At 72.0% G+C, this 26,320-nt stretch carries 23 protein-coding genes and 1 riboswitch; of the genes, 12 read left to right on the top strand and 11 right to left on the bottom strand.

Features of this window, described 5'->3' with window-relative positions:
• Positions 1-78: 78 nt before the first annotated feature.
• Together AB0K09_RS08670 and AB0K09_RS08675 are read right to left on the bottom strand one after the other, a co-directional pair.
• On the bottom strand, positions 79-1,635 hold the full coding sequence (locus tag AB0K09_RS08670; RefSeq protein ID WP_366064562.1) for a M4 family metallopeptidase: 1,557 nt from the start codon (positions 1,633-1,635) through the stop codon (positions 79-81).
• Positions 1,636-1,841: 206 nt separating this feature from the next.
• Entirely contained in the window at positions 1,842-4,127 is a 2,286-nt protein-coding gene (locus tag AB0K09_RS08675) for a M4 family metallopeptidase (RefSeq protein WP_366064563.1), read from the bottom strand.
• Positions 4,128-4,465: 338 nt separating this feature from the next.
• Here AB0K09_RS08675 and AB0K09_RS08680 point away from each other — a divergent pair, with 338 nt between their 5' ends.
• The 3 genes from AB0K09_RS08680 to AB0K09_RS08690 all read left to right on the top strand — a co-directional run bounded on the left by AB0K09_RS08680 (position 4,466) and on the right by AB0K09_RS08690 (position 9,402).
• Positions 4,466-6,256 carry an ABC transporter ATP-binding protein gene (locus AB0K09_RS08680; protein WP_366064564.1) on the top strand — a complete coding sequence of 597 codons (1,791 nt, stop codon included), beginning with the start codon at positions 4,466-4,468 and terminating at the stop codon, positions 6,254-6,256.
• Complete coding sequence (locus tag AB0K09_RS08685) at positions 6,253-8,130, top strand: ABC transporter ATP-binding protein (RefSeq protein ID WP_366064565.1); 1,878 nt, start codon at positions 6,253-6,255, stop codon at positions 8,128-8,130. Before AB0K09_RS08680 ends, AB0K09_RS08685 begins: the two co-directional genes overlap by 4 nt.
• Positions 8,131-8,325: 195 nt before the next feature.
• The gene (locus AB0K09_RS08690) at positions 8,326-9,402 is read left to right on the top strand and encodes a hypothetical protein (RefSeq protein ID WP_366064566.1); all 1,077 of its coding nucleotides are present in this window, start codon (positions 8,326-8,328) and stop codon (positions 9,400-9,402) included.
• Here AB0K09_RS08690 and glgX read toward each other — a convergent pair.
• Positions 9,357-11,714: a glycogen debranching protein GlgX gene (glgX, locus tag AB0K09_RS08695; RefSeq protein WP_366064567.1), complete on the bottom strand. Its 2,358-nt coding sequence runs from the start codon at positions 11,712-11,714 to the stop codon at positions 9,357-9,359. The two genes, AB0K09_RS08690 and glgX, sit on opposite strands and share 46 nt — an antisense overlap.
• A gap of 160 nt (positions 11,715-11,874) precedes the next feature.
• On the opposite strand from glgX, the gene AB0K09_RS08700 reads away from it, so the two are divergent.
• From AB0K09_RS08700 to AB0K09_RS08725, 6 genes are all read left to right on the top strand, one after another.
• Positions 11,875-13,122 carry an Ig-like domain-containing protein gene (locus tag AB0K09_RS08700; RefSeq protein ID WP_366064568.1) on the top strand — a complete coding sequence of 416 codons (1,248 nt, stop codon included), beginning with the start codon at positions 11,875-11,877 and terminating at the stop codon, positions 13,120-13,122.
• A 260-nt stretch (positions 13,123-13,382) separates the two neighbouring features.
• Complete coding sequence (locus AB0K09_RS08705) at positions 13,383-14,567, top strand: Ig-like domain-containing protein (RefSeq protein WP_366064583.1); 1,185 nt, start codon at positions 13,383-13,385, stop codon at positions 14,565-14,567.
• Between the two features lie 84 nt (positions 14,568-14,651).
• Positions 14,652-15,419, top strand: a complete 768-nt coding sequence (locus tag AB0K09_RS08710) for an enoyl-CoA hydratase-related protein (protein WP_366064569.1) — start codon at positions 14,652-14,654, stop codon at positions 15,417-15,419.
• Positions 15,420-15,717: 298 nt separating this feature from the next.
• Complete coding sequence (locus AB0K09_RS08715; protein ID WP_366064570.1) at positions 15,718-16,224, top strand: ATP-binding protein; 507 nt, start codon at positions 15,718-15,720, stop codon at positions 16,222-16,224.
• Between the two features lie 333 nt (positions 16,225-16,557).
• The gene (locus AB0K09_RS08720; RefSeq protein WP_366064571.1) at positions 16,558-17,094 is read left to right on the top strand and encodes an N-acetylmuramoyl-L-alanine amidase; all 537 of its coding nucleotides are present in this window, start codon (positions 16,558-16,560) and stop codon (positions 17,092-17,094) included.
• 39 nt (positions 17,095-17,133) lie between these two features.
• A complete protein-coding gene (locus AB0K09_RS08725; RefSeq protein ID WP_366064572.1) occupies positions 17,134-17,346 on the top strand; it encodes an EF-hand domain-containing protein in 213 nt (70 codons plus the stop codon).
• Between the two features lie 18 nt (positions 17,347-17,364).
• Here AB0K09_RS08725 and AB0K09_RS08730 read toward each other — a convergent pair whose 3' ends face one another.
• A complete protein-coding gene (locus tag AB0K09_RS08730; RefSeq protein WP_366064573.1) occupies positions 17,365-17,673 on the bottom strand; it encodes a hypothetical protein in 309 nt (102 codons plus the stop codon).
• Between the two features lie 76 nt (positions 17,674-17,749).
• Between AB0K09_RS08730 and cutA the strand changes: the two genes are divergently transcribed.
• A complete protein-coding gene (cutA, locus tag AB0K09_RS08735) occupies positions 17,750-18,088 on the top strand; it encodes a divalent-cation tolerance protein CutA (RefSeq protein WP_366064574.1) in 339 nt (112 codons plus the stop codon).
• A 20-nt stretch (positions 18,089-18,108) separates the two neighbouring features.
• On the opposite strand, the gene AB0K09_RS08740 is transcribed toward cutA, so the two are convergent.
• From AB0K09_RS08740 to gcvT, 7 genes are all read right to left on the bottom strand, one after another.
• Positions 18,109-18,654, bottom strand: coding sequence for an LppP/LprE family lipoprotein (locus AB0K09_RS08740; protein ID WP_366064575.1), 546 nt, complete (start codon positions 18,652-18,654; stop codon positions 18,109-18,111).
• A 160-nt stretch (positions 18,655-18,814) separates the two neighbouring features.
• Positions 18,815-19,264 (bottom strand): CU044_2847 family protein, encoded by a 450-nt coding sequence (locus AB0K09_RS08745; protein WP_366064576.1) that lies wholly within the window; start codon positions 19,262-19,264, stop codon positions 18,815-18,817.
• 153 nt (positions 19,265-19,417) lie between these two features.
• Entirely contained in the window at positions 19,418-19,711 is a 294-nt protein-coding gene (locus AB0K09_RS08750) for a hypothetical protein (protein ID WP_366064577.1), read from the bottom strand.
• 478 nt (positions 19,712-20,189) lie between these two features.
• On the bottom strand, positions 20,190-21,572 hold the full coding sequence (locus tag AB0K09_RS08755; RefSeq protein ID WP_366064578.1) for an L-serine ammonia-lyase: 1,383 nt from the start codon (positions 21,570-21,572) through the stop codon (positions 20,190-20,192).
• A 118-nt stretch (positions 21,573-21,690) separates the two neighbouring features.
• Complete coding sequence (gene glyA / locus AB0K09_RS08760) at positions 21,691-22,950, bottom strand: serine hydroxymethyltransferase (RefSeq protein WP_366064579.1); 1,260 nt, start codon at positions 22,948-22,950, stop codon at positions 21,691-21,693.
• 37 nt (positions 22,951-22,987) lie between these two features.
• Complete coding sequence (gene gcvH / locus AB0K09_RS08765) at positions 22,988-23,368, bottom strand: glycine cleavage system protein GcvH (protein ID WP_366064580.1); 381 nt, start codon at positions 23,366-23,368, stop codon at positions 22,988-22,990.
• A 76-nt stretch (positions 23,369-23,444) separates the two neighbouring features.
• Complete coding sequence (gene gcvT / locus AB0K09_RS08770) at positions 23,445-24,560, bottom strand: glycine cleavage system aminomethyltransferase GcvT (RefSeq protein ID WP_366064581.1); 1,116 nt, start codon at positions 24,558-24,560, stop codon at positions 23,445-23,447.
• A 145-nt stretch (positions 24,561-24,705) separates the two neighbouring features.
• A riboswitch (glycine riboswitch) is annotated at positions 24,706-24,803 on the bottom strand.
• 137 nt (positions 24,804-24,940) lie between these two features.
• On the opposite strand from gcvT, the gene AB0K09_RS08775 reads away from it, so the two are divergent.
• Together AB0K09_RS08775 and AB0K09_RS08780 are read left to right on the top strand one after the other, a co-directional pair.
• Positions 24,941-25,555 (top strand): AAA family ATPase, encoded by a 615-nt coding sequence (locus AB0K09_RS08775; protein ID WP_366064582.1) that lies wholly within the window; start codon positions 24,941-24,943, stop codon positions 25,553-25,555.
• A 235-nt stretch (positions 25,556-25,790) separates the two neighbouring features.
• Positions 25,791-26,320: SseB family protein (locus AB0K09_RS08780; protein ID WP_366064584.1), on the top strand; the 530-nt coding region annotated here is incomplete at its 3' end.

The raw sequence follows: 26,320 nt of genomic DNA on the forward strand, positions 1-26,320 counted from the left end.
GAGTGCTGATGCGCTGATCCGCGCGGAAAGCGGAACGGGGGCGGCTCCCGGAGGAGCCGCCCCCGCCTCATCGGTACGTCACTTGACGTTGACCGCCGTCCAGGCGGCGGCGACCGTCTTGTACTGGGTGCTGTTCTGGCCGTACAGCGACTTCGCGGCCTTCAGGGTCGCGACGCGCGCGCCCTTGTAGTCGGTCGTCGAGGTCATGTACGCGGTGAGCGCCTTGTACCAGATCTTCTCGGCGGCGGTGCGGCCGATGCCCTTGACCGCCTTGCCGTTGGCCGTGGGGCTGTTGTACTTCACGCCGTTGATCGTCTTGGCGCCGCTGCCCTCGGCCAGCAGGTAGAAGAAGTGGTTGGCCACGCCGGAGGAGTAGTGCACGTCCAGCTTGCCGAGCCCCGAGTTCCAGGCGTCGGGGGAGCGGCCGTCCTTGCTGGGCTTGTCCATGTAGCGCAGCGGGGTGCCGTTGCCGCGCAGGTCGATCTTCTCGCCGATGAGGTAGTCGCCCTTGTCGTTCGGGTTGTTGGCGTGGAACTCCACGGCCGTCCCGAAGATGTCCGAGGTGGCCTCGTTGAGGCCGCCGGACTCACCGCTGTAGTTGAGCTTGGCGGTGGCGGCGGTCACGCCGTGGGTCATCTCGTGGCCCGCGACGTCCAGGGCGGTCAGCGGCTTGGCGTTGTTCTTGCCGTCGCCGTAGGTCATGCAGAAGCAGTCGTCGTCCCAGAAGGCGTTCATGTAGCCCGAGCCGAAGTGGACGAACGAGTTGGCGGCCTTGCCGTCGTTGCGGATGCCCTTGCGGCCCAGGACGTCCTTGTAGTAGTCCCAGGTCATGGCCGCGCCGTACTGGGCGTCGACGGCGGCGGTCTGGGCGCTGGACTGCTTGCCGTTGCCCCAGACGTCGTCGCGGTCGGTGAAGGCGTAGGCCTGGCCGCTCGTGCGGTGCTGGACGTCGTAGGTCTGGTGGCCGCCGCGCGCGGCGTCCTTCATCACGAAGTCCTTGCCGCTCTTCACCGAGCCGACCTTGACCTTGCCGTTGTACTGGCCGGTGCCGACACCGGTCTCGACGGCCTGGAACTCGTAGAGCTTCCTGCCGCTGGCGGCGTCGGTGACGACGTGCAGCTTGCTGGGGGTGCCGTCCTCCTGGAGGCCGCTGACGACGGTCTCGTAGGCGAGGACGGGCTTGCCCTGGGCGGCCCAGACGATCTTGCGCGGGGCCTTGTCCGCGGCGGGCTTCGCGGCGCCGGCGTCGCGGGCGGCGACGAGCGAGGTCTTCTCGGCGGCTGGGGCGGCCACCTTCGGCTTGGTGGTGGGCACCTTGATGGCCGCGTCGGTGGCCTTGGTGACGTCCTCGACCTTGCCGCCGGGGGCCTGGTGGACGATCAGGTCGCCGCCCAGGACCGGCAGACCGTCGTAGGTGCGCTCGTACCGGGTGTGGACGGTGCCGTCCGCGTCGGTGACGACGCTGCGGACGACCAGCTTCTCCTTGTCCCCGAGGCCCAGGGCCTTGGCGGTGGAGCCGCCGTCGGTGGCCGTGGCCGGCGAGGTCGTGAGACCGGTGGCCAGCAGGGCGGCGGCGGCGACGGTCGCCGCACCCGCCGTGCGGGCGGTGCGGGACGTCAGTGAGGGGTGGCGCACACATGCTCCTTGTCTGTCGGAGGCCGGTCCGGCGTCGCAGCCCGACCGGTCACGGACAAGTGTGGTCGAACTTATGTGCGTCTGACGTGCTTTCGGATAAAGATTAGATCAACAATTGCGAGACGCCGCCCGGGGGAGTCGTACTCACCCCGGACGGCGCCCGGTTCAGAGGGATCCGAGGGCCGTCCGCGCGGCCCCGAGCCGGATCAGAAGGTCAGCTTCCAGCTGTTGATGGTGCCGCTGTCGGCCGAGTAGACGTCCTGGACCTTGAGCTTCCAGGTGCCGCTCGCGGGGACCGCGGAGGCGTCGACGGTGTAGCTCTCGATGACGTTCGCGTCGGAGTCCCAGGCGTCCGAGTCCTTCAGCCGCCAGGTCTTGCCGTTGGGCGCGACCAGGTCGATCGTCAGGTCACCGCGGTAGGTGTGGGTGATGTTGACGTCCACCTTCAGGGCCGAGGAGCCGTTGCCGCTGCGCGTGACGTTGATCGGCGAGGTGACGGCCGCCCCGGCGTCCGGGATGGCGACCGGCGTGGTGTTCTCGAAGACGTTCCCGCCGCCGGTGGTGTTGACCGTCCACTTGAAGGAGGCGCTGCCGGTCTTGCCCGCGCCGTCCTTCACCGTCACGGTCACATTGCTGGTGCCGGTCGTGGTCGGGGTGCCGCTGATCAGACCGGTCGAGGCGTTGATGGACAGCCCGGCCGGCAGCCCGGTCGCCGAGTAGGTCAGCGCGCCGGAGGTACCCGTGGCCTTGATCTGCAGGGACACGGCCTGGTTCACGATGCTGTTCTGGTCACCGGGGTTGGTGACGGACACCCCGGTCGAGACCCGGCTGCCGACGTTGATCGCCGCCCAGGCGTTGGCCACGTTGTTGTACGTGTCGCTGCCGACGCCGAAGAGCTGCCCGGCCGCCCACAGCGTCGCGTCGCGCGCGCCGGCGTAGTTGGTGTTGGACTGCATCTTCTCGGACAGCGCCTTGTACCAGATCTTGGCGGCGTTGTCCCGGCCGATGCCCGTGACCGGCAGCCCGTCCGAGGTGGGGCTGTCGTAGTGCACGCCGTTGACGTCCTTCGGGCCGCTGCCCTCGGAGGCCAGGTAGAACCAGTGGTTGGCCGGGCCCGAGGAGTAGTGCACGTCGATGCCGCCGAGGCCGGAGTACCACGCGTCCTTGGAGCTGCCGTCCTTGCTCGGCTTGTCCATGTAGCGCAGCGGGGTGCCGTTGCCGTTGATGTTGATCTTCTCGCCGACCAGGTAGTCGCCCGGGTCGGAGGGGTTGTTGGCCCAGAACTCGACGGCGGCCGCCATGATGTCCGAGGTCGCCTCGTTCAGGCCACCGGACTCCCCGCTGTAGGTGAGGTTGGCGGTGGCCGAGGTGACGCCGTGCGTCATCTCGTGCGCGGCGACGTCGATCGAGGTCAGCGGCTTGGAGTTGCCGGAACCGTCGCCGTAGGTCATGCAGAAGCAGCTGTCGTCCCAGAACGCGTTGACGTAGCTGTTGCCGTAGTGCACCCGGCTGTAGGCGCCCTGGCCGTCACCGCGGATGCCGGAGCGGCCGTGCACGTTCTTGTAGTAGTCCCACGTCAGCTGCGCGCCGTAGGCCGCGTCGGCGCCGGCGGTCGCCGGGTCGCTGGTCGTGCCGTTGCCGAACACGTCGTTGGAGCTGGTGAACAGCGTGCCGGTGCCGGACGAGCCGTGGTTCAGGTTGTACGTCTTGTGGCCGCCGCGCGTCGTGTCGTTGAGCTGGTACGAGCTGCCCGACTGCGTGGAGCCGATGGTGACCTTGCCGCTGTACTGGGTGTTGCCGGTGCCCTGCTTGATCCCCTGGAACTCGAAGAGCTTCTTGCCGGTCTTCGCGTCCGTGATCACGTGCAGCTGGTTGGGCGTGCCGTCCTCCTGGAGCCCGCCGACGACGGTCTCGTAGGCCAGCACGGGGGTGCCCTGGGCGGCCCAGATCACCTTGCGCGGGGCGAAGTCGGCCTTGGTGGCCTTCGATCCCTGCGCCTGGGCGGCCTTCACGGCGTCCTTCTCGGCCGCCGAGGCGGCGAGGGACGGGGTGGTCGTGGGCACGGCGAGCCGGGCCTTGTTCGCCTTGGCGACGGTCTTGACGGCACCGCTCTTCGCGGTCTCGACCACGAGGTCGCCGCCCAGGACGGGCAGACCGTCGTAGGTGCGCTCGTACCGGGTGTGCAGCGTGCCGTCGACGTCCTGCACGACGTCCTTGACGACCAGCTGCTCCTTGCCGCCGAGGCCCAGCGTCCGCGAGGTCTTCGCCTTGGTCGCGTTGGCGCCGCGTATGAGTTCCGCGCGCTGCGACGGCGAGAGCTTGGCGGGCATCGCTCCGGGGTCGGCCTTGGCGATCCGCTGGCCGCCCGCCTGCTGGGCGGCGTCGGTGGTCCGCGCGCCGGCCGTACCGGCCTGCACTCCGACGGCGAGCATGGCGGTGACGGCGACGAGTGCGCCGGTCGCGACGGCACGTCCATGGGGGGTTGGTCTCACACTGACTCCTTCTGCGGTGACCACGCGGTGGGCGTGGCCGGAGACGCCGGGCGGCGAGACGGCCGTCCGGGCAGAGCACGGCAGAGCACATGAGAGAGGGGGGAAGATGAAGGTGATCGTCACGGGGTGGTGGGGAGTGTGGGGGTGCCCCGCGCCAGTCGAGGTGAAGAGTGCCACCGCTGTCGTAGGAATGTCAGGGGCGCGTCAACAAGTTGGCCGGATTCTGTCCGTTGGCCAGAGATCGCTGTCCGGATAGCGGGCCGGGCGGCCCCACGACCGCGGAACCGGGCCGAAAAACCGAGTGAGCGCCCGCGCGGGGAACCCTAGGCTCCCCATCGATGACCGGAAACGATGAACCGCCGCCCCCTGCCGAACGGCGCTCCGCCGTACGCTCCTTGTGCCGTCTGTGGCCGTACGTGCGGCCGGTCCGCGGGAAGCTGGCGGTGGCCGCGGCGGTCGCGGTCGTGGCCTCCTGTCTGAGCCTGGTGATACCGCTCGCGCTGAAGTGGATCGTCGACGGTCCCGTCGCCGGGCGGGACCCCTCCGGGGTGTGGGCGGGCGGGCTCGCGCTGCTGCTGCTCGGCGCGGCCGAGGCCGGGCTGTTCGGGGTGCGGCGGGTGCTGCTGGCGCGCCCGCTGGCGGGCGTCGAGGCGGACATGCGGGCGGCCCTCTACCGCCATCTGCAACGGCTGCCGGTCTCCTTCCACGACCGCTGGCCGTCGGGTCAGTTGCTCTCGCGCGGCACGACGGACCTGATGCTGCTGCGCATCTTCCTCGCCTTCCCGCTGGTCTTCCTGCTCGTCAACGGCGTCACGATCGTCGCCGGATGCGTGATCCTGCTGCTCCAGGACTGGACGCTGGGCCTGGTGCTGCTCGCCCCGGTGCTGCCGATGGTGGTGCTCTGCGCGTACTTCGAGGAGCGCTATTCGCGGGCCGCGCGCCGGGCCCAGGACCAGGCCGGCGACGTGACGACGGCCGTCGAGGAGAGCGTGCTGGGCGTCCGCGTCACCAAGGGCTTCGGCCGGCACCGCAGCCAGGAGCGGGCCTTCGCCCTACTCGGCGAGCGGCTGCGCGGGACGGAGCTGCGCAAGGCCCGGCTGCTGGGCGCCCTCTGGGCGCTCATCATGATCCTGCCGGAGCTGGCGATCGGGGCGGCGCTGGTGTTCGGCGTGGTGCGGGTGGCCGACGGCGGCCTGTCGGCCGGCACGCTGGTGGCCTTCCTGTCCACGGCGCTGGCGCTGCGCTGGCCGGTGGAGTCGATCGGCTTCCTGCTGGCCGTCACCCAGGACGCCGCCGCGGCGACGGACCGCTTCTTCGAGGTCATGGACGCACCGGAGGCCGGCACCGGCGGCACGGCCCCCGCACCGGGCGCGGGGGCCACGGGCGGACTGCGGCTGGAGGGCGTCGAGTTCCGCTATCCCGACGCGCCCGCCGGGGCCCCGCCCGTCCTCCGCGGCGTCGACCTGCACGTACGTCCCGGCGAGACCATGGCCCTCGTCGGCACCACGGGCAGCGGGAAGACCACGCTCATCTCGCTCGTCCCCCGGCTGCACGAGGCGACGGCCGGCCGCATCACCCTCGACGGCGTGGACATCACCGACCTGCCGCGCGAGCGGCTGCGCGAGCTGGTCTCGGTGGCGTTCGAGGAGCCGACCCTCTTCTCCGCGAGCGCCGGCGAGAACGTCCTGATGGGCGCGGAGGGCGCCCAGGAGGCCGACCTGGAACGGGCGCTGGCCGTCGCCCAGGCCGCCGGCTTCGTGCACGCCCTGCCCGAGGGCCACCGCACCCAGGTCGGCGAGCAGGGGCTCAGCCTGTCCGGCGGCCAGCGGCAGCGGCTCGCGCTGGCCCGCGCGGTCGTCGGCAGCCCCCGCTTCCTCATCCTCGACGATCCGCTGTCCGCGCTCGACGTGCACACCGAGGCCCTCGTCGAGTCGGCGCTGCGGGAGGTCCTGGCCACCACCACGGCCCTCGTCGTCGCCCACCGCCCCTCCACCGTCCTGCTCGCGGACCGGGTGGCGCTGCTCTCGCGCGGGCGCGTCACGGCCGTGGGCACCCACCATGAACTCCTGCGCGACAACCCGGAGTACGCCTCGCTCATGTCCGGCCACGAAGGGGGTGGTCCCCGATGACGACCACCAGCGTCTCCGACCAGCCGACCGCCGAGGAGGACCGGCCCGCCGCCGGACCCGCAGGGCCCGCCGCGGCCGACGACGGCGACCTCTTCGACCGGGACGTGCTGCCCGCCCCGAAGGGCGCCTCGTTCGCTTTGCTGCGCTCGCTGCTCGCGCCGGCCCGCGGCCGGGTCCGGCTCACGGTCGTCCTGCTGCTCCTCCAGCAGGCCGCCGTGCAGGCGGGCCCGCTGCTCGTCGCGTACGCCATCGACCGGGGCGTGCCGGCCGTACGCCGGGGCGACCACGGGCCGCTCGTCGCGGTCGCGGCCGGCTACCTCCTCTGCGCGCTGGCCTCGGGCCTGTTGCAACTGGCCTTCGTCCGGCTGTCCGCGCGCGTCGGCCAGGACGCCCTGCTCGACCTGCGCGGCCGTATCTTCCGCCACGCGCAGGCCCTGAGCGTGGACTTCCACGAGCGCTACACCTCCGGCCGGCTGATCTCCCGCGCCACCACCGACGTCGAGTCCATCCGCGAGCTGCTCAACGACGGCCTGCAGGAACTCATCGGCGTCGCCCTGGCGGTCGTCTACGTCTCCGCGACGCTGCTCTACCTCGACGGGTGGACCGGCGCCGCCGCCCTGCTGTCCCTCCTGCCGCTGTACTGGCGCGTGCGCACGTACCGCCGCCGGGCCGCGGTCGTCTACCGCGAGCGGTCGTCCGCCATCGCCGCGGTCATCGTGAAGTTCACCGAGACCATGAACGGCATCCGGCCGGTCCAGGCCTTCCGCCGGGAGCGCGTCAACGACGAGCACTTCGACGAACTCAACGCCCGGCACCGGCGCAGCAACGGTGACGCGTCGCTGGAGATGGCCCGCTACGTGGTCTCCTCCCGGCTGGTGGCCAACAGCATGCTGGCGGCGATCGTGGTGTGGAGCGCCTACCGGGTCGCCGACGGCAGCCTGGGCCTGGGCGTGCTCGCCGCCTCCGTCCTCTATCTGCGGCGGCTGTACGACCCGATCGACCGGCTCGGCATGTTCCTGAACTCCTACCAGTCGGCCGCCGCCTCCCTGGAGAAGATCGCCGGCCTGCTGGCCCGGCGCCCCTCCGTGCCCGAGCCGGCCGCGCCCGTGCCCCTGCCGGAGCGCCCGGCGGGCCGGCCCGGCCGCGAGGTGGTCTTCGACGGCGTGCGCTTCGCCTACCGCACGGGCACCGAGGTCCTGCCCCGCTTCGACCTCACCCTGCACGCCGGGCAGACGGTGGCGGTCGTCGGCTCGACGGGTGCCGGCAAGTCCACGCTCGCGAAGCTGCTGGCCCGCTTCTACGACCCCACCGAGGGCCGCGTCCTGCTCGACGGCGTCCCCCTGCGCGACCTCGCCGGCCCGGACCTGCGGCGCGGTGTGGTGATGGTGACCCAGGAGGCGTTCCTGTTCTCCGGGACGGTCGCCGACAACATCGCCATCGGCCGCCCGGACGCGACCCGCGCGGAGATCGAACAGGCCGCCAGGGCGATCGGCGCCCACGACTTCATCGCCGCCCTCCCGGACGGCTACGACACCGACGTCCGCAAGCGGGGCGGACGCATCTCGGCCGGCCAGCGCCAGCTGGTCTCCTTCGCCCGCGCCCTGCTCGCCGACCCGGCCGTGCTCATCCTCGACGAGGCCACGTCCTCGCTGGACATCCCGGGCGAGCGGGCGGTGCAGCACGCGATGCGCACGGTCCTGCGGGGCCGCACGGCCGTGGTCATCGCGCACCGGCTGTCCACGGTGTCCATCGCGGACCGGGTACTGGTGATGGAGGCGGGGCGCGTGGTGGAGGACGGCACGCCGGACGAACTGTCCGCGGCGGGCGGACGGTTCGCGGAGCTGCACCAGGCGTGGCAGGAGAGTCTGGTGTAGGTATAGGGCGACAGTTGTTCGAGTGCTTCAAGGGGTGGGGCCGCGATGCGTCGTGGGCGAAGAGCAGTGGTGCTGGCGTCGTTACTGGTGGGGGCGGTCGCCTGCGGGGGGTCTCCGACGGCTTCCCCGCGCGCGACGGGCTCGCCGACTGCCGAGGCCCCGCCGGCGGCCGCCGGTCTCGCCCCGCTGCGGGACGTGCTGCAGAAGGCGGGCACGGCCCGCTTCACCTCCACCGTCACGTACGGCTCCGCCGCCGGCGATGCCGTGGAGACCACCCGGGGCGAACAGGACTTCGTCCACGAGACGGCTTATGCGGAGCGCACGGTGCGCGTTCCGGACGGCTTTCCCGCGCGGGCGGCTCTGGGACGCCCCGGAACGACGGCCCTCGCCGTCGCCGGGCACGACGTCTACGTCCGGGGCGAGGAGGGCTGGTTGCGCTACCCGTTCACCGGCTCGACCGAGCTGTTCGCGGCGACCGCCGACGTCCGCGCGTACGCCGGGACCTTCGCGCCCTACGGGCGCACCATCGCCGAATTCATTTCCGGGGCGACGCTCCAGGGTGAGCCGGAGACATTCGAGAACGGTAGCCGCCGCTACCGGGCCACCGTGACCGGGCTCCGCGCGGGCGAGATCCTCCCCCGTGCCTTCCGCGGTGCGGTGGGCGACCCCCGCAACCTGAGCGAGAACGAGGTCGGGCAGGGGCCGGGCGCACCGGTCGCGCTGGAGGTCCACACCGACCCCCGGGGCCGGCTGACCGCCGTGTCGATGGACCTCACGTCCTTGCTGTCCCCGGGGTCGGGCACGCCGAAGGACATCACGAGCATCAAGGCGACCTACGAGCTCTCCGGCTACGGCGACAAGCCCGCCCACCCCCTCCCCGACGCCGCGTCGGCCGCCGACGCCACCAAGGTGCTCACCCCATTCGCGGAGCTGTCTCCGGGGGCCTGCGGCCGGCGGGTCACGGATCCCGGTGCGGAGGGCCTCGCCCGCGCCGTGGACTGCGGTCGCCCGCACGATCTGCGCGTCGTCGCCCACGTGCCCGTCCATCTGACGGGCGAAGGGGAGGACGTCAGCGCGGAGGCCGCATCGAGGGAGGCCTGGGCGCTGTGCCGCAAGGAGTTCGGCGCCTCACCGGAGGAGTGGTGGCAGGACCGCTCCACGACGGGTCATATGGCGGGCCACTCCGTGGGCAAGGGCATCAGGAAACGCGACGGCGAGTACACCTGCTACCTCGGCGAGGCCGGATCCGCCCCCTCCGGATCGCAGGTGTGAGCGGTGCCCGCCGCGCACGGCGGCACGGCCCGCCACAGCTGCACCGACCGCCCCGGCACCGTCACCCGCGTACCCGCCCGGCGGCGGGTGCCCGGGGCCGAGCGTTGTTCCTCGCGGGAGGTGTCGGCCAGCAGTTCGTAGCGCTCGGCCCACGGCGGCCCCGGCAGGACGAAGCGGACCGGGCGCGGGCCGGCGTGCAGGACGGTGAGGAAGCTGTCGTCCGTGACCGGGGCGCCCCGCGGGTCGTGCCGGGGGAGGTCGCGGCCGGAGAGGTACATGCCGAGGGTGGTGGACTGGGCGTACCAGTCGGACTCGGTCATCTCCGTGCCGCCCGGCGTGAACCACGCCAGGTCGCGCAGCCCGTCCGCGCCCTGCGGGCGGCCGGAGTAGAAGGCGTCGCCGCGCAGCGCCGGGTGGGCGCGGCGCAGGGCGAGGAGGCGGGAGCACAGGTCGGCCAGGGCCCGCCAGCCCGGGTCGTCCAGCAGTGACCAGTCCACCCAGCCGGTCTCGTTGTCCTGGCAGTAGGCGTTGTTGTTGCCGCCCTGCGTGCGCCCCATCTCGTCCCCGGCGACGAGCATGGGCACGCCCGTGGACAGCAGCAGCGTGGCGAGCAGATTGCGGGTCTGCCGGCGGCGCAGGGCGCGGATGCCGGCGTCGCCCGTCTCGCCCTCGGCGCCGCAGTTCCAGGAGCGGTTGTCGGACGTGCCGTCGCGGTTGCCCTCGCCGTTGGCCTCGTTGTGCTTGCGGTCGTAGGAGACCAGGTCGCGCAGGGTGAAGCCGTCGTGCGCGGTGACGAAGTTGACGGAGGCGTACGGGCGGCGGCCGCCCCAGCCGTAGAGGTCGCTGGAGCCGGAGAGCCGGTAGCCGAGGTCGCGGACGTCCGGCAGGGCGCCCCGCCAGAAGTCGCGCACGGCGTCTCGGTAGCGGTCGTTCCACTCCGCCCAGGGCGGGGGGAAGGCCCCGGCGCGGTAGCCGCCGGGGCCCACGTCCCAGGGTTCGGCTATGAGCTTGACCCGGCGCAGCACGGGGTCCTGGGCGAGGACGGAGAGGAAGGGCGCGAGCATGTCGACGTCGTCCGCGGTGCGGGCCAGGGTCGCCGCCAGGTCGAAGCGGAAGCCGTCGACGCCCATCTCGGTCACCCAGTAGCGCAGCGAGTCGGTGATCAGGCGGAGCACGTGCGGCCGCAGCACGTGGAGGGTGTTGCCGCAGCCGGTGTAGTCGGCGTAGCGGCGCGGATCGGCCTGGAGGCGGTAGTAGCGGCGGTTGTCGATGCCGCGCAGCGACAGCGTGGGGCCCAGCTCGCCGCCCTCGGCGGTGTGGTTGTAGACCACGTCCAGGATCACCTCGATGCCGGCCGCGTGCAGGGCGCGGACCATCCGCTTGAACTCGCCCACCTGCTGGCCGCGCGTACCGGAGGCGGCGTAGGCGGCGTGCGGCGCGAAGTAGCCGATGGAGTTGTAGCCCCAGTAGTTGTGCAGGCCGCGCCGCAGCAGATGGTCCTCGTGCGCGAACTGGTGCACCGGCAGCAGTTCGAGCGCCGTCACCCCCAGTCCGGTCAGGTGCTCGATCGCGGCCGGGTGCGCCAGCCCGGCGTAGGTGCCGCGCAGGGGTTCGGGGACGCCGGGGTGACGCATGGTGAAGCCGCGCACGTGGAGTTCGTAGAGGACGGTGTCGGCCCATGGGGTTTCCGGGCGGCGGTCGTCGGCCCACTCGTCCGGGGCGTCCCCGGCGACGACCACGCCCTTGGGGACGTGCGGGGCGGAGTCCCGCTCGTCGCGCACGGTGTCCGCGACGTGCTGCTGCGGCCAGTCGCGCACGTGTCCGTACACCTCGGGCGGCAGCCGGAAGTCGCCGTCGACGGCGCGGGCGTACGGGTCCAGGAGCAGCTTGGCCGGGTTCCAGCGGGCACCCGTCCAGGGGTCCCAGCGGCCGTGGACGCGGTAGCCGTAGCGGGTGCCGGGGGCCACGCCCGGGAGGAAGCCGTGCCAGACCTCGTGGGTCGACCGGGTCAGCGGATGCCGGCTCTCGCCGTCCTCGCCGTCCTCGCCGAAGAGGCACAGCTCGACGGCCTCCGCCCCGCCGGCCCACAGCGCGAAGTTCGTGCCCGCCACCCCGCCCGGGCCCGTCCCGGAGGCCGCCCCCAGCGGCTCCGGGGAGCCGGGCCACACCGCCGTGCCCGGCGGCGCGGTCCGCGGCCGGGGCACGGGCCTGGGCCGGCCGTTGACGCCGGCCGTGACGGCGGTGTGGCCCCGGCCCGTACCCCGTGTGAACTCGGGCTCCTGTCCCGCCTCTTGTTCGGCTGCGCTCGACACCTGTTCGCCTCCGGCGGCTCTCGGGTAGCGCGCCGGGCACCCGGGGTCCCCTTCCGGGTGTCTGGCGATACGTCCTGCTCCCGTACCTTCCCAGAACCGCGCATGCGCTCACACGTGTGATCGGGCGCAGCAAGCGAGTGCAGCGTCGTTTCCCGCGGGGATGCTCGTCGTTGGGACGAATGTGACACTTGCACTTTCGCGCGCGCGGCGCGCCCTGGCCGTGCTCGCGTCCCTGGTCGCCCTCGGCGGGTGCGTGACCACGAGCGGGGCGCCGTCTTCCGTGGTCAGCGCGGCGGCACCGGCGGACGACGCGCGACCGCTGTCCGACCTGATCCGCATCTCCCCGGGCGACCGCGCGAGCGGCGTCCCCGCGACGGAGCGGATCGCGGTGCGGGCGCCCTACGGCCGGCTGGAAGAGGTGCGCGTCACCGAGGTCTCGGGCGACGGACGGCGCACCGTGCCCGGCCGGATCTCCGCCGACGGTCACAGCTGGCGGCCCGAGGAGCCCGCCCCGCTCGGGCTCGCCGCCCGCTACACCGTGGACGCGGCCGCCCACGACCGGGCCGGCCGCCACACCACCCGGCACATCGGATTCACCACTTATGTACCGCCGTATCGTTTCGTCGGATTCTTCACACCCGAGCCGCGCCCCGTCGTCGGCACCGGAATGATCGTCTCGCTCGGCTTCAGCCGGGCCATCACCGACCGGGCCGCCGTCGAACGCGCCGTGCACGTCCGGGCGGACCCGCCGACCGAGGTCGCCGCACACTGGTTCGGGCCCGCCCGGCTGGACTTCCGCCCGCGCCACTACTGGAGGCCCGGCACCCGGGTCACCGTCGACCTGCGGCTGCGCGACGTGCGGGGCGCACCCGGCGTCTACGGCGCGCAGCGCAAGACCGTCTCCTTCACCGTCGGCCGCAGCCAGGTCAGCACGGTGGACGCCGCCGCGCACACGATGCGTGTCGTACGGGACGGCCGGCCGCTGCGGACGATCCCGGTCACGGCGGGTGCCCCGGGTACCGAGACGTACAACGGCAGGATGGTCATCACCGAGAAGTCCGACATGACCCGAATGAACGGTGACACGGTCGGATTCGGTGGCGAGTACGACATCTCGGATGTTCCGCACGCGATGCGGCTGACCGCCTCCGGAACCTTTCTGCACGGGAACTACTGGGCGAGCCCGGATGCCTTCGGCACCCTGAACACCAGTCACGGGTGCATCGGCCTGCGCGACACCCAGGGCGGCGACCCCGCCAGCCCGGCCGGCTGGTTCTACGGATCCTCGCTGGTCGGCGACGTCGTCGAGGTCGTCAACTCCCACGAGCGCACGGTCTCTCCGGACAACGGGCTGGGCGGCTGGAACATGCCCTGGGACCTCTGGCGGGCGGGCTCCGCGCTGCGCTGACGTACGGTGGGGCGGCGGCCGGAATCCACCGCCCCACTCCGGCCACCCCCGCCGCACTGTGCGCACGGCTCTTCGCACCGTTCCCATTTGGGACTGAACGGTGACATACGCGTGGTCAGCGCGGGCGCGGCCGTGTGGTTATCTATCGCCATGCGCGTGTGCCGCGCTCAGAGGGCGTCGCGTGGCGCGCGCCGTGCGAGGGGAGAAGAACCGTTTTGAACGTGCAGCCGATATCGAGGAGCCGCGGCCGCCGGGCCGGCATGTCCGCGCTGCTGCTCGGCGCCGTGCTGACCCTGGTCAGCGCCTGTGACGGCGGCTCGGACAACGGCGGGAAGGCCGACGGCAAGAGCAGCGACAACGCCGCCTCCCAGGCGGTGGTGAACATCGCGCCCAAGGACGGCGCCACCGACGTCGCGACGAGCGGCGCGCTGAAGGTGACGGCCGACAAGGGCAGCCTGACGTCCGTCAAGGTCGCCGACGACAAGGGCCACACGGTCGAGGGCAAGATATCCGGCAACGGCTCGGCCTGGGAGCCGACCGGGCACCTGGGCGCCTCCGCGAAGTACACGGTGGACGCGGTGGCCAAGGACAAGGACGGCCATTCGTCCGCCAAGCACGCCACCTTCACGACGCTCACCCCGAAGAACACCTTCGTCGGCTACTTCACGCCGGAGGACGGCAGCACCGTCGGCGTGGGCATGCCCGTATCGCTCAATTTCAGCCGTGGCATCACCGACCCCAAGGCCGTCGAGCGCGCCGTCAAGGTGACCACCGACCCGGCCGTGCCCGTCGTGGGCCACTGGTTCGGCAACGACCGCCTCGACCTCCGGCCCGAGAAGTACTGGGCGCCCGGCACCAAGGTCACGCTGACCATGAACCTCGACGGCGTCCAGGGCCGCGAGGGCGTCTACGGCACCCAGAACAAGACGGTGAAGTTCACCATCGGCCGCAGCCAGGTCAGCACGGTCGACGCCGAGAACCACACGATGACCGTCGAGCGCGACGGCAAGGTCCTCAAGACCGTCCCGATCTCCGCCGGCGGCCCCGGCCACTCCACCTACAACGGCCAGATGGTCATCAGCGAGAAGTACGACGTGACGCGCATGAACGGCGACACGGTCGGCTTCGGCGGCGAGTACGACATCAAGGACGTCCCGCACGCCATGCGCCTGTCCACCTCGGGCACCTTCATCCACGGCAACTACTGGTCGGGCGAGTCCACCTTCGGCTCCGAGAACGTCAGCCACGGCTGCGTGGGCCTGTTCGACGAGCGCGGCGGCGGCGACCCCTCCACCCCGGCCTCCTGGTTCTTCTCCAACTCCATGATCGGCGACGTGGTCGTCGTCAAGAACTCCAAGGACAAGACGATCCAGCCCGACAACGGGCTCAACGGCTGGAACATGCCGTGGTCGGAATGGACCAAGGGCAGCGCCCTGAACGGCTGAGTCCTCATCGCTCCCGTGGCGGCCCGGTGCACTGTGACCAAGTGCACCGGGCCGCCGCTCGTTGACCGGTACTAACCTGACGCCATGACTGCGCATCTTGAGGTCGCCGAGGGCGTCGGCACCATCCGACTGGACCGCCCGCCGATGAACGCACTGGACATCGCCACCCAGGACCGGCTGCGCGAGCTGGCCGAGGAGGTGACCCGTCGTGAGGACGTCCGGGCCGTCGTGATCTGGGGCGGGGAGAAGGTGTTCGCGGCCGGCGCGGACATCAAGGAGATGCAGAACATGGACCACGCCGCCATGGTGGCGCGGTCCCGGGGGCTCCAGGACTCCTTCACCGCCGTGGCCCGCGTCCCCAAGCCGGTCGTCGCCGCCGTCACCGGCTACGCCCTCGGGGGCGGCTGCGAGCTCGCGCTGTGCGCCGACTTCCGGATCGCGGCCGACAACGCCAAGCTCGGCCAGCCCGAGATCCTGCTCGGCCTCATCCCGGGCGCCGGCGGCACCCAGCGCCTCTCCCGGCTCATCGGCCCCTCCAAGGCCAAGGACCTCATCTTCACCGGCCGTCAGGTCAAGGCGGACGAGGCGCTCGCCCTCGGCCTGGTCGACCGCGTGGTGCCGGCCGCCGAGGTGTACGAGCAGGCGCACACCTGGGCGTCCCGGCTGGCCTCCGGTCCCGCCATCGCGCTGCGCGCCGCCAAGGAGGCGATCGACACCGGGCTGGAGACCGACATCGACACCGGACTCGCCATCGAGCGCAACTGGTTCGCCGGGCTGTTCGCCACCGAGGACCGCGAGATCGGTATGCGCAGCTTCGTCGAGGACGGCCCCGGCAAGGCCAAGTTCGTCTGAACCGACGGGATTTGCTCCGGAGTGCGACGCCGGTCCCGCGCGGCCCCGCCGGGACGGGCGTACGCCCCGGGTGCCTCTTGTGGGGGAATTCTGTCAGGTGTGAGCCCCCTTCCGACGGCTGGTCGCGGCCCGCTCGACGATCATCGGAGCGGGCCGGTCGGCGCAGGTCAGCCGGGAAGTGCCGGGGGGACGCAGGCCCCTGGCATATGTCGCCCCGGGCCGGTGGAGCGCTACCTTCCGGTATGGGGAATCCCGTGGTTCCCCTCCCTGGCGCCCTTGCGACGGCCATCATGGGGGCATGGCGGGCCTGGAGGGAACGGAGCAGCCACGGCAGCGGGTCGGCACGGCCCCCGCGCGGTGGACCCCGACGGTGGAGGACGAGCTGGCGCTCAAGGCGTTCGAGCTGTTCGGCAATCCGACCCTCGGCGAGGTCCGGCTGCCCTCCCGCCCCGAATCCGCCGTCGCCGCCCGCCGGCTGACCCAGTCCGTGGTCCTGCGCCACTGGGGCCTGTCCGCCATGATCACCGAGCACGCCGTCCTGCTGGTCTCCGAGCTCGTGGGCAACGCCGTGCGGCACACCGGCGCCCGCTCCTTCGGGCTGCGCATGGCGCGCCGGCGCGGCTGGATGCGGATAGAGGTGCGCGACCCCTCGCGCGGGCTGCCCTGTCTGATGCCCGTGCGCGAGCTGGACGTCAGCGGCCGGGGCCTCTTCCTGGTCGACAAGCTGTCCGACCGCTGGGGCGTCGACCTGCTGGCGCGCGGCAAGACGACCTGGTTCGAGATGCGCGTCGCCGACCGCGCCTGAGGCGGCGGCCGGCAGAGCGGGGGCGCGCCCGGACGTCGAAGAGGCCCCCGTCCGTCGTTGTCGATCTCGGGGTGCGAGTCGAGGGGTGACGGCCTGGGGGCCTCTTCGAGGGGCCGCGGGCAGGGGTGGGGTGTCGCCCGCGGCGCAAGAACGACCTGGCCCGGGTCAATGGGGGTCGCTGGCGTCGACTATGACAGACGGGGTACGTCAATACCAAAGCGAGACACCCTTGATCCAAGGTGAGTTCCGCCACCCGCCTTGTAATCAGTGAATGGCCCACCGTTCCGCCCTATCTTTATGCAGATCTCCGGAGGTCTGCATCGGGAGGCCCCCATGGAAACGGATCCCCTGACCCGGGAATCCCTGTCCTACCCGCCCACCCACTGGATCCCGGCCAGCAGTGCCGACTACACCGTCTCCCGCAGACCCGCCTCGTACCCCGTCGAGCTGGTCGTCGTCCACGTCACCCAGGAGACCTTCCCCGACGCGGTCAAGATCTTTCAGGACCCGGCGTCCCGCGTCTCCGCGCACTACATGGTCGCCTCCGCCGACGGCTACGTCGGACAGTTCGTGCGCGAGAAGGACATCGCCTGGCACGCCGGCAACTGGGACTACAACACCCGCAGCATCGGCATCGAGCACGAGGGCTGGATCGACCGGCCCGAGTACTTCACCGACGCCCTCTACCGCGCCTCCGCCCGGCTCACCGCGGCCGTCTGCGACCGCTACGGCATCCCCAAGACCCGCGAGCACATCATCGGCCACTCCGAGGTCCCCGGCTCCACCCACACCGACCCCGGACCGCACTGGGACTGGGACCGCTACCTGCGACTGGTGACCGGCGGCGGAAGCTTCACCGCCGGGGGCTAATCTGTGCCGGTCCACCGACACATCACAGGGGAGGCTCCCATGGCGAGCATCGAGGAAGCACGCAAGGCGTTCGAGCGCTTCGACATCGACGGCGACGGGTTCATCACCGCGGCCGAGTACAAGAGGGCCATGGCGCAGCTCGGCGACCACCATGTCACCGAGACCGTGGCCCAGGCCATCATCAACGAGAAGGACGGCAACGGCGACGGCGTGCTCTCCTTCGAGGAGTTCTGGGCTTCCCTGAACGCCTGACCGAGAACCGGCCCCGGGTCAGCGCCAGCCCCGCCGCTGCGCGCCGGCCCGGCGCCGTCGGTCGTTGCACAGCAGACACCGGCCCCAGCCCGGCGGCAGCGGACTCTCCTCGTCCCCGTACAGCGGATCCACCGCGCCCCTCGGGTGCTCCGCGCATCCCGTCGCGCCCATTCCGGCGCCGAGCGCGCCGGCCGCCGCGAGCGCCCGGCGCAGGGCCTCCTGAAGCTGGTCGGCCTCATGGGGCGCGGGCGCGGCGTCGAGAGCGAAGGCGATGTCCGAGGCGGTCGTGAGCGCGCTCCGGAGCTCGCGGAGATCTGCGTAACCCATGCCCACGAGCGTACGGGCCCCCACTGACAACGCCCTCCGGCCGGGAGCCGCCCGCCCCTGCGATACGGTCGGCGCCATGCGGGAACCCCGGCAGGACGCCCTGTACGTCACCGTCTCGACCACCACCGACAGCGCCGACGCGGCGCGGCACCTGGCCGCCACCGCCGTCGAGCGCCGGCTGGCCGCCTGCGCCCAGATCGACGGGCCCGTCACCAGCGTCTACCGGTGGCAGGGGGCGGTCGAGACCGCGACCGAGTGGCGCGTCCTCTACAAGACCCCGGCCGACCGGTACGCCGCGCTGGAGGAGCACATCAGGCGCGAGCACTCCTACGACGTCCCGGAGATCATCGTGACGCCCGTGACGGCGGGCGGCGAGGACTATCTGGCGTGGCTGCGGGCGGAGACCCGCGACTGAACGCGACCGAACCGTCCGCGTCAGGACTCCGGGTGGTTCGGATTGGCCGGCAGCGGGGGTGTGAAGGTCACCTTGCCGTCCTGCCAGCGCGCCCGGTACCGGCTGGTGCCGCCGGACGCGCAGCACTGCGGGTCCGTGGGGGCGTAGACGGGGTAGGAGAGGGTGACCGTCGTGCCGTCCTGGCTCTCGATCGTGGACTGGGCGATGCCCGCGGCGTCGTAGCCGGCGTACTCGTTGCCCAGGAAGAAGAAGACGGACACGCAGGTGCCGTCGGCGGAGTTCGTGCAGTGGCCGTGGAGGGCGCGCAGCGGCCCGCGGAGCTTCTTCAGCGCGGCGGGTTCGTCGTCCACCGTGTAGCCGAGGCGCTTGACGCGCAGCACAGCGCGGTCCAGGTCGAACGGCTCGTCCCCGCGTGCCGACGGCGAACCGCCGCCGGCCCCGGGGCTCCACAGCAGGACGGACGGGCTCGCGGCCGGCCGGCCACCCGCCGCCGACGACCCGCAGGCCGTCACCAGCAGCAGACAGAATCCCATCGCGACGGCGCGGATCCCTACCGGTCGGGGCATGCCGTCACCCCCAGCAGGACGCGCTCCAGCATTCCGTAACGCACCGTTCCCAGATCCCCCCGTGAGATGTCCCGTGTGACGCGCGAGCACAGCCCGGCGGCCCAGCTCTCGGCGGACGCCCGTACCACTACGAGGGCCGCCTCCGTTCCCTGAGGCAGGCTCAGCAGCAGGCGGTCGCCATCGGGTGAGGGTACGACAGCCCGAACGCCGACGGTGGCCGGAATCCGGATCCTGGCCGCCGGCCCGCCGGGCCCCCATCGCTCCACCGTCCCCGGCCGGACGCTGACGACGTCCCCGGAGCCGGCGAGGAAGGCCGTGACGCGGGACGTCCCGGCGGGGACGGCGCCTCCGCCGACAGCTTGAGCCCGAGCTCCAGGGTGATCCTGTCGGCCTGCCGCGGCAGATCCGCGACCTTGCCGAGCACGGCGTGCGCGGCGTCCCGCACGCTCTCCAGCCCCGCTCCAGCGTCTCGGTGGCCTCGGCCACGACCCCGCCACCGGGCCTGGCCACCCGGACGACCGCCTGCGCCCCGTCCCCGACCTCGACCAGCACGGAGCCGCCGCTCTCCAGCGGAACCCTGAACAATTCGGGCATGGGCCCCTCCCACCACGCACGATGTGATGCGCGGCGCTCTGGCGGGAGCGGGAGCGGGAGCGGGAGCGGGGGCGCGGTGGTGCGGGATCGCGACTGTCCGGTTTCGGAAGGCCGCGCTCGGTCCAGGACGGCCCAAGCGCGGCCTTCGTGGCGAACGTCCGGGGAAGTCCTAGGACTTCGCGCCGGGCGCGATCGTCACCTTGGGGGATTCGACCGGTCGATGCTCGAAGAGCTGAATCCCCCAGTACGTGGCGTGGAGACACGCGCCGATCAAGCCGACCACCGACGCGGCCCGCTTGATGCGGAGATCCCAGGCCCGCTTCCCGGAATGTTGGCCTTCCAATGCCTCAGAGTCAGAAGAGTGCTGCCCGCTCACGGCGTTGTCACGAAAAGCGGGCGCTTTGGGGCAGGGATCCCTTGTTTTGTTGTCAATGGCGCGACGTTCCACGCGCTTGCCGTCCACCGCGTAACCTCCCGGCTGTGAGAGATCCTGAGGAATCCACCTGCGGAACAGATGAACTCCTGCGGGTCTCCCCACCAGTTGAGGCGCGGCCTGACGCGACGTGAGTAGATTTTCACACAGGGTGAGACCGGCGGCAAGAAGCCCCGCGCCCACCGCTTGTGTACGGTCCACCACAAACCACACCGCCGTGCCCCCCGTCGAATGCTTGGCCAAGGGAACGGCAGGGCCTCGAACAGGGCGTCCAGACGGCCGGGTAGGCACCCTGGGCGGGGGCGGCGAAGCCGGTCAGCACGCCCCGGGTGCGGCCCAGGGAATCGGCGAGCGCGGTGCGCAGCCCGATCCGGCCCCGCGCTTCCCCGGCGCCGCGGGGGAGGGCTGGATCACCACCCATTACCGGTACCTCACCGAGGGGTGAGAGACGGGACGGCCCCGGCTCCGCTCGAAGCGGTGCCGGGGCCGTCCGTGGCCGGTAAGGGGATCAGCACTCGATGACGTTGACCGCGAGGCCGCCCCGCGCCGTCTCCTTGTACTTGACCTTCATGTCCGCGCCCGTCTCCTTCATGGTCTTGATGACCTTGTCGAGGGACACGTGGTGCCGGCCGTCGCCGCGCAGGGCCATGCGGGCGGCGGTGACGGCCTTGACCGAGGCCATGCCGTTGCGCTCGATGCACGGGATCTGGACCAGACCGCCGACCGGGTCGCAGGTCAGGCCCAGGTTGTGCTCCATGCCGATCTCGGCCGCGTTCTCCACCTGCTCGGGAGTGCCACCGAGGACCTCCGCGAGGCCGCCGGCCGCCATGGAGCAGGCGGAGCCGACCTCGCCCTGGCAGCCGACCTCGGCGCCGGAGATGGAGGCGTTCTCCTTGAAGAGCATGCCGATCGCGCCCGCGGCCAGGAGGAAGCGGACCACGCCCTCCTCGTCCGCGCCGGGCACGAAGTTGATGTAGTAGTGCAGGACGGCGGGGATGATGCCCGCGGCGCCGTTGGTGGGGGCGGTCACGACGCGGCCGCCGGCGGCGTTCTCCTCGTTGACGGCCATGGCGTAGAGGGTGACCCACTCCATGGCGCGGGCCTGGGCGTCGCCCTCGGCGCGCAGCTGGCGGGCGGTGGTCGCGGCGCGGCGGCGGACCTTCAGGCCGCCGGGGAGGATGCCCTCGCGGGACATGCCGCGGGCCACGCAGCCCTGCATGACGCGCCAGATCTCCAGCAGACCCTCGCGGATCTCCTGCTCGGTGCGCCAGGCCTTCTCGTTCTCCAGCATCAGGGCGGAGATCGACAGGCCGGTGTCGCGGGAGAGGCGCAGCAGCTCGTCACCGGTGCGGAAGGGGTACTTCAGCACGGTGTCGTCGAGCTTGATGCGGTCCTCGCCGACCGCGTCCTCGTCGACGACGAAGCCGCCGCCGACCGAGTAGTAGGTCTTCTCCAGCAGCGGCGCGCCGGCCTCGTCGTAGGCGAAGAGGGTCATGCCGTTGGCGTGGTACGGCAGGGCGCGGCGGCGGTGCAGGATGAGCTGGGTCGACTCGTCGAAGTCGATCTCGTGGGCGGAGCCTATCTCCGCGCCGAGCAGCCGCAGCCGCTTCGAGGTGCGGATGCGCTCCACCTCGTCGTCGGCGGTCTCGACGTCGACGGTGCGCGGGGAGTGGCCCTCCAGGCCGAGCAGGACGGCCTTGGGGGTGCCGTGGCCGTGGCCGGTGGCGCCGAGCGAGCCGTACAGCTCGGCCCGGACGGCCGTGGTGTGGGCCAGCAGGCCCTCGTTCTTCAGGCGCCCCACGAACATGCGGGCGGCGCGCATGGGGCCGACCGTGTGGGAGCTGGACGGGCCTATGCCGATCGAGAAGAGATCGAATACGGAGATGGCCACGGTGGCGTTGCTCCTCGGGTCGGTGGTACGGGTGGTGCGGGGTGAATCAGCGTGGTGCGGGGCACCGGCCTCACTCTTCAGTGTGCACGGTGCCCCGGACCGACGGGAGTGACCGGGATTACAGCCCGGGGTACAGCGGGTGCTTCGCGGCCAGGGCGGTGACCCGGGCGCGCAGCGCCTCGGCGTCGTAGGCCGGCTTGAGGGCCTCGGCGATCACGTCGGCGACCTCGCGGAAGTCCTCCGCCTGGAAGCCTCGGGTGGCCAGGGCCGGGGTGCCGATCCGCAGGCCCGAGGTGACCATCGGGGGACGCGGGTCGTTCGGGATGGCGTTGCGGTTGACCGTGATGCCGACCTCGTGCAGCCGGTCCTCGGCCTGCTGGCCGTCCAGCTCGGAGTTGCGCAGGTCCACCAGGACCAGGTGCACGTCCGTGCCGCCCGAGAGGACCGAGACGCCGGCCTCGGCCACGTCCGCCTGGGTCAGGCGCTCGGCCAGGATCCTCGCGCCGTCCAGGGTGCGCTGCTGGCGCTCCTTGAACTCCTCGCTCGCCGCGACCTTGAAGGACACCGCCTTCGCCGCGATCACGTGCTCCAGCGGGCCGCCCTGCTGACCGGGGAAGACCGCCGAGTTGATCTTCTTGGCCAGGTCGGCCTTGCACATGATCACGCCACCGCGCGGACCGCCCAGGGTCTTGTGCGTGGTGGTGGTCACGACGTGCGCGTGCGGCACCGGGGAGGGGTGCAGCCCGGCGGCGACCAGGCCCGCGAAGTGGGCCATGTCGACCATCAGGTACGCGCCGACCTCGTCCGCGATCCGGCGGAAGGCGGCGAAGTCCAGCTGGCGCGGGTAGGCGGACCAGCCCGCGATGATCAGCTTCGGGCGGTGCTCCTTGGCGAGGCGCTCGACCTCGTCCATGTCGACCAGGCTGGTCTTCTCGTCGACGTGGTAGGCGACCACGTTGTAGAGCTTGCCGGAGAAGTTGATCTTCATGCCGTGGGTCAGGTGCCCGCCGTGGGCGAGGTTCAGACCCAGGATGGTGTCGCCGGGGGAGAGCAGGGCGAACATCGCGGCGGCGTTGGCCTGCGCGCCGGAGTGCGGCTGCACGTTGGCGTGCTCGGCACCGAAGAGCGCCTTGATCCGGTCGATGGCGATCTGCTCGACGACGTCGACGTGCTCGCAGCCGCCGTAGTACCGGCGGCCCGGGTAGCCCTCGGCGTACTTGTTGGTGAGGACCGAGCCCTGGGCCTCCATGACCGCGACCGGAGCGAAGTTCTCCGAGGCGATCATCTCGAGGGTGGACTGCTGGCGGTGGAGTTCGGCGTCGACTGCGGCGGCGACGTCGGGGTCGAGCTCATGGAGGGAGCTGTTCAGCAGAGACATGAGTTCTTCCTGGACTGGGGCGAGGAGGCGGGCGGGGTCAGCCTGCGGCGAAGGCCGCGTACTCGTCGGCGGACAGCAGGTCCGCCGGCTCGTCCGTGATCTTCACCTTGAACAGCCAGCCGCCCTCGAAGGGGGCGGTGTTCACCAGCGACGGGTCGTCCACGACGTCCTGGTTGGCCTCGACGACCTCGCCCGTGACCGGGGCGAAGAGGTCGCTGACCGACTTGGTCGACTCCAGCTCGCCACAGGTCTCGCCCGCGGTGACGGTGTCGCCCACGGCCGGGAGCTGGGCGTAGACGACGTCACCGAGCGCGTTGGCGGCGAACTCGGTGATACCCACCGTCGCCACACCGTTCTCGTCGGTGGCCGACAGCCACTCGTGCTCCTTGCTGTAGCGAAGCTGCTGGGGGTTGCTCATGGCTCGATTCTCCTGGATGCGGGTGAGTGCTCGTGCAACAGGTCTTGACAGATGAGATGAGGCTGTACCGGGAGGGTCAGCGCTCACGCTTGTAGAAGGGGAGCGCGACCACCTCGTAGGGCTCGTGGCTGCCGCGGATGTCCACGGCGACGCCCTCCGTGCCGGGCTCGGCGTGGGCCGCGTCCACGTACGCGATCGCGATCGGCTTGCCGAGGGTGGGGGAGGGGGCGCCGGAGGTGACCTCGCCGATCACCGAGCCGCCGGCGACGACCGGGTACCCGGCGCGCGGCACGCGGCGGCCGGTGGCGACCAGGCCGACCAGCTTGCGCGGCGGGGCGGCCTGCGCGCGCTCGGCCGCGGCCTCCAGCGCGGCGCGGCCCACGAAGTCACCGGGCTTGTCGAACTTCACGACCCGGCCCAGGCCCGCGTCGAACGGAGTGGTGTCCGTGGTCAGCTCGTGCCCGTACAGCGGCATGCCCGCCTCCAGGCGCAGGGTGTCCCGGCAGGACAGCCCGCACGGCACCAGGCCCGCCTCGGCGCCGGCCTCCGTCAGCGCCTGCCACAGCTTCTCGGCGTCGCCGGGGGCCACGAACAGCTCGAAGCCGTCCTCGCCGGTGTAGCCCGTGCGCGCTATCAGCGCGGGCACGCCCGCGACCGTGCCGGGCAGGCCGGCGTAGTACTTCAGCCCGTCCAGGTCGGCATCGGTCACCGACTTCAGGATCGCCGGCGAGGCCGGGCCCTGGACGGCGATCAGGGCGTAGGCGTCCCGGTCGTCCCGGACCTCCGTCTCGAAGCCGGCCGCCCGCTCGGTGAGGGCGTCCAGCACGGTCTGCGCGTTCGAGGCGTTCGCGACGACCATGTACTCCTGCTCGCCGAGCCGGTAGACGATCAGGTCGTCCAGGATGCCGCCGTCCTCGCGGCAGATCATCGTGTAGCGGGCACGGCCGACCGCGAGCGCGGACAGGTTGCCGACGAGGGCGTGGTCCAGGGCCTGGCCGGCCTGCGGGCCGGTCAGGGTGATCTCGCCCATGTGGGACAGGTCGAAGAGGCCGGCGCGGGTGCGTACGGCGAGGTGCTCGTCGCGCTCGCTGCCGTAGCGCAGGGGCATGTCCCAGCCCGCGAAATCGGTCATCGTGGCACCGAGCGCGCGGTGGAGCGCGTCGAGTGCGGTGCGGCGGGGGGCAACGGTCATGGTCAGGCTCCCGGGCGTAACGGTGAGGACGTCCTCCCCATCTGTCATCGGAACCTGAGAGGTTCACCGGGAGACCCGAAGGGGTCCCGGCTTGCACCTTGGGTGGGGCCGCGCGCATAGGCGGCGGCCCGCTTTTCAGATCTGCCTCACCCGCGCGGTACGGGGCCTGAGAGATTCAAGGGAGGAACTTGCTCCTTCGGCGCCCAGCGCACAGGGCGACTGGGACTCTCCCGCGCGGACTCGAGCGGCCGGTATGCAGTTGGGTACGCAGTTGGCGCGCACATCATTGCACGTACGTGCGGCTCGTGGACTGCCCACCAGTGCCTCAATTGCATTACCTTTCCTTTGCGGAACGGGGGAGGAAGGCGATCAGGTTGCGAGTGCGGTCGCCCTTGCGGGCGGAGGGCGCCGGCGACGTACGCGATCTGCGGGGCGGTGCGGGCGTGCGCGAGCTGACCTGCCGGGCGGGGGACCTGCTGGTCGTCTCCGGGCTGCCGGGGAGCGGTAAGTCCACGCTCATCCGGCGCGTGGTCGCACCACTGGACGGCCGGGGCGAGCCCGTGCTGTGCGTGGACTCGCAGGACGCGCGGGAGCGGCTGGAGCGGCGCATGCCGGGGCGCTTGCCGCTGCCGTACGGGGTGTACCGGCCGCTGGCGCGGGCCGCGCACTACACCGCCCTGTGGCGGGCGGTGCGCTCCGGGGCGACCGTGGTGGTCCACGACTGCGGGCGGAACGGCTGGGTACGCCGCTGGCTCGCCCACCACGCGCGGCGCCGGGGCACCGCGCTGCACGTCCTGCTGCTGACGGTCCCCCCGGCCACCGCCCTCGCCGGGCAACGCGCCCGGGGCCGCACGGTCCCCCCGTCGGCCTTCGCCCGCCACCGCCGGGCGATGGCGTCCCTGACGACCACGGCGGAATCCCGCGGCCTGGGCGCGACGACGACCCTCCTGGACCGCCCCGCCGCCGACGCGCTGCGACGCATCGAGTTCCCCTGACCACCGCGAGCGGAGCCCGGCGGTTTTCGTACCTGCCCGGCCCGTGGGTGTCGGCCGGGGCCCGTGGTGACTGCCGGCGCCGTCGCGGCTAGGGGAGGGTGCGGGCGGGAGCCCGTGGGTGTCGGCTGCGGCCGGCGGTGGGGCAGGGTGCGCGGCAAGCGCCGGGGTGGGGTGCCCCGGAAGCCCGCGTAGCGGTTATCGTTCCGGGGGTTGGACGATGAGGTGGTTGGACGAGATGCACGTTCCCGAGCAGCAGTACGGCTGGAACCAGGCCGCCGGCGCAGCCGTGTCGTGGCCGGGGAACGAGCTGGAGCGGGTGCTCGCCGCCTCCGTCGGGAGCGGGCCGCAGGCCGGGGCGCGGATCATGGAGGCGCTCGGCCGCAGCAGCGTGTGGATCCCCCTGCCCAACGGCGGCGCGCCCACGAGCCCCGACCTCGATCTGCCCACGCTGGAGCTCGACGGCGCCGCGTTCGTCCCGGTGTTCAGCTCCGAGGAGCAGTTCAAGCTGGTGGCCGGCGAGCACATGTCGTTCGCGGTGGCGCCGGCCGTCGAGTTCGCCCGGGGCCTGCCGCCGCAGGCCGGGATCGTGGTCAACCCCGAGGGTGCCGTCACCGTGCCGCTGCCGCCGCCCGCCGTGGCCGCGCTGTGCCGAGCCGGGCGCACCGAGCTGGACGGGGCGGCCACCGGCGGCCGGGTCCGCCTGTTCCAGCCCGACTGGCAGGACGAGCCCACCGCGTTCCTGGCCGCCGCGGGGCTGGAGTTCGG

Source organism: Streptomyces sp. NPDC049577 (genome assembly GCF_040675635.1).
Taxonomy (GTDB): Bacteria; Actinomycetota; Actinomycetes; order Streptomycetales; family Streptomycetaceae; genus Streptomyces.

Bases quoted from the DNA above. Each gene is read 5' to 3' on its own strand.
- AB0K09_RS08680 (WP_366064564.1), top strand. From the start codon at position 4,466: ATGACCGGAAACGATGAACCGCCGCCCCCTGCCGAACGGCGCTCCGCC.
- AB0K09_RS08685 (WP_366064565.1), top strand. From the start codon at position 6,253: ATGACGACCACCAGCGTCTCCGACCAGCCGACCGCCGAGGAGGACCGG.
- AB0K09_RS08700 (WP_366064568.1), top strand. From the start codon at position 11,875: ATGCTCGTCGTTGGGACGAATGTGACACTTGCACTTTCGCGCGCGCGG.
- AB0K09_RS08705 (WP_366064583.1), top strand. From the start codon at position 13,383: ATGTCCGCGCTGCTGCTCGGCGCCGTGCTGACCCTGGTCAGCGCCTGT.
- AB0K09_RS08710 (WP_366064569.1), top strand. From the start codon at position 14,652: ATGACTGCGCATCTTGAGGTCGCCGAGGGCGTCGGCACCATCCGACTG.
- AB0K09_RS08715 (WP_366064570.1), top strand. From the start codon at position 15,718: ATGGCGGGCCTGGAGGGAACGGAGCAGCCACGGCAGCGGGTCGGCACG.
- AB0K09_RS08720 (WP_366064571.1), top strand. From the start codon at position 16,558: ATGGAAACGGATCCCCTGACCCGGGAATCCCTGTCCTACCCGCCCACC.
- AB0K09_RS08725 (WP_366064572.1), top strand. From the start codon at position 17,134: ATGGCGAGCATCGAGGAAGCACGCAAGGCGTTCGAGCGCTTCGACATC.
- AB0K09_RS08730 (WP_366064573.1), bottom strand. From the start codon at position 17,673: ATGGGTTACGCAGATCTCCGCGAGCTCCGGAGCGCGCTCACGACCGCC.
- cutA (WP_366064574.1), top strand. From the start codon at position 17,750: ATGCGGGAACCCCGGCAGGACGCCCTGTACGTCACCGTCTCGACCACC.
- AB0K09_RS08740 (WP_366064575.1), bottom strand. From the start codon at position 18,654: ATGCCCCGACCGGTAGGGATCCGCGCCGTCGCGATGGGATTCTGTCTG.
- glyA (WP_366064579.1), bottom strand. From the start codon at position 22,950: ATGTCTCTGCTGAACAGCTCCCTCCATGAGCTCGACCCCGACGTCGCC.
- gcvH (WP_366064580.1), bottom strand. From the start codon at position 23,368: ATGAGCAACCCCCAGCAGCTTCGCTACAGCAAGGAGCACGAGTGGCTG.
- gcvT (WP_366064581.1), bottom strand. From the start codon at position 24,560: ATGACCGTTGCCCCCCGCCGCACCGCACTCGACGCGCTCCACCGCGCG.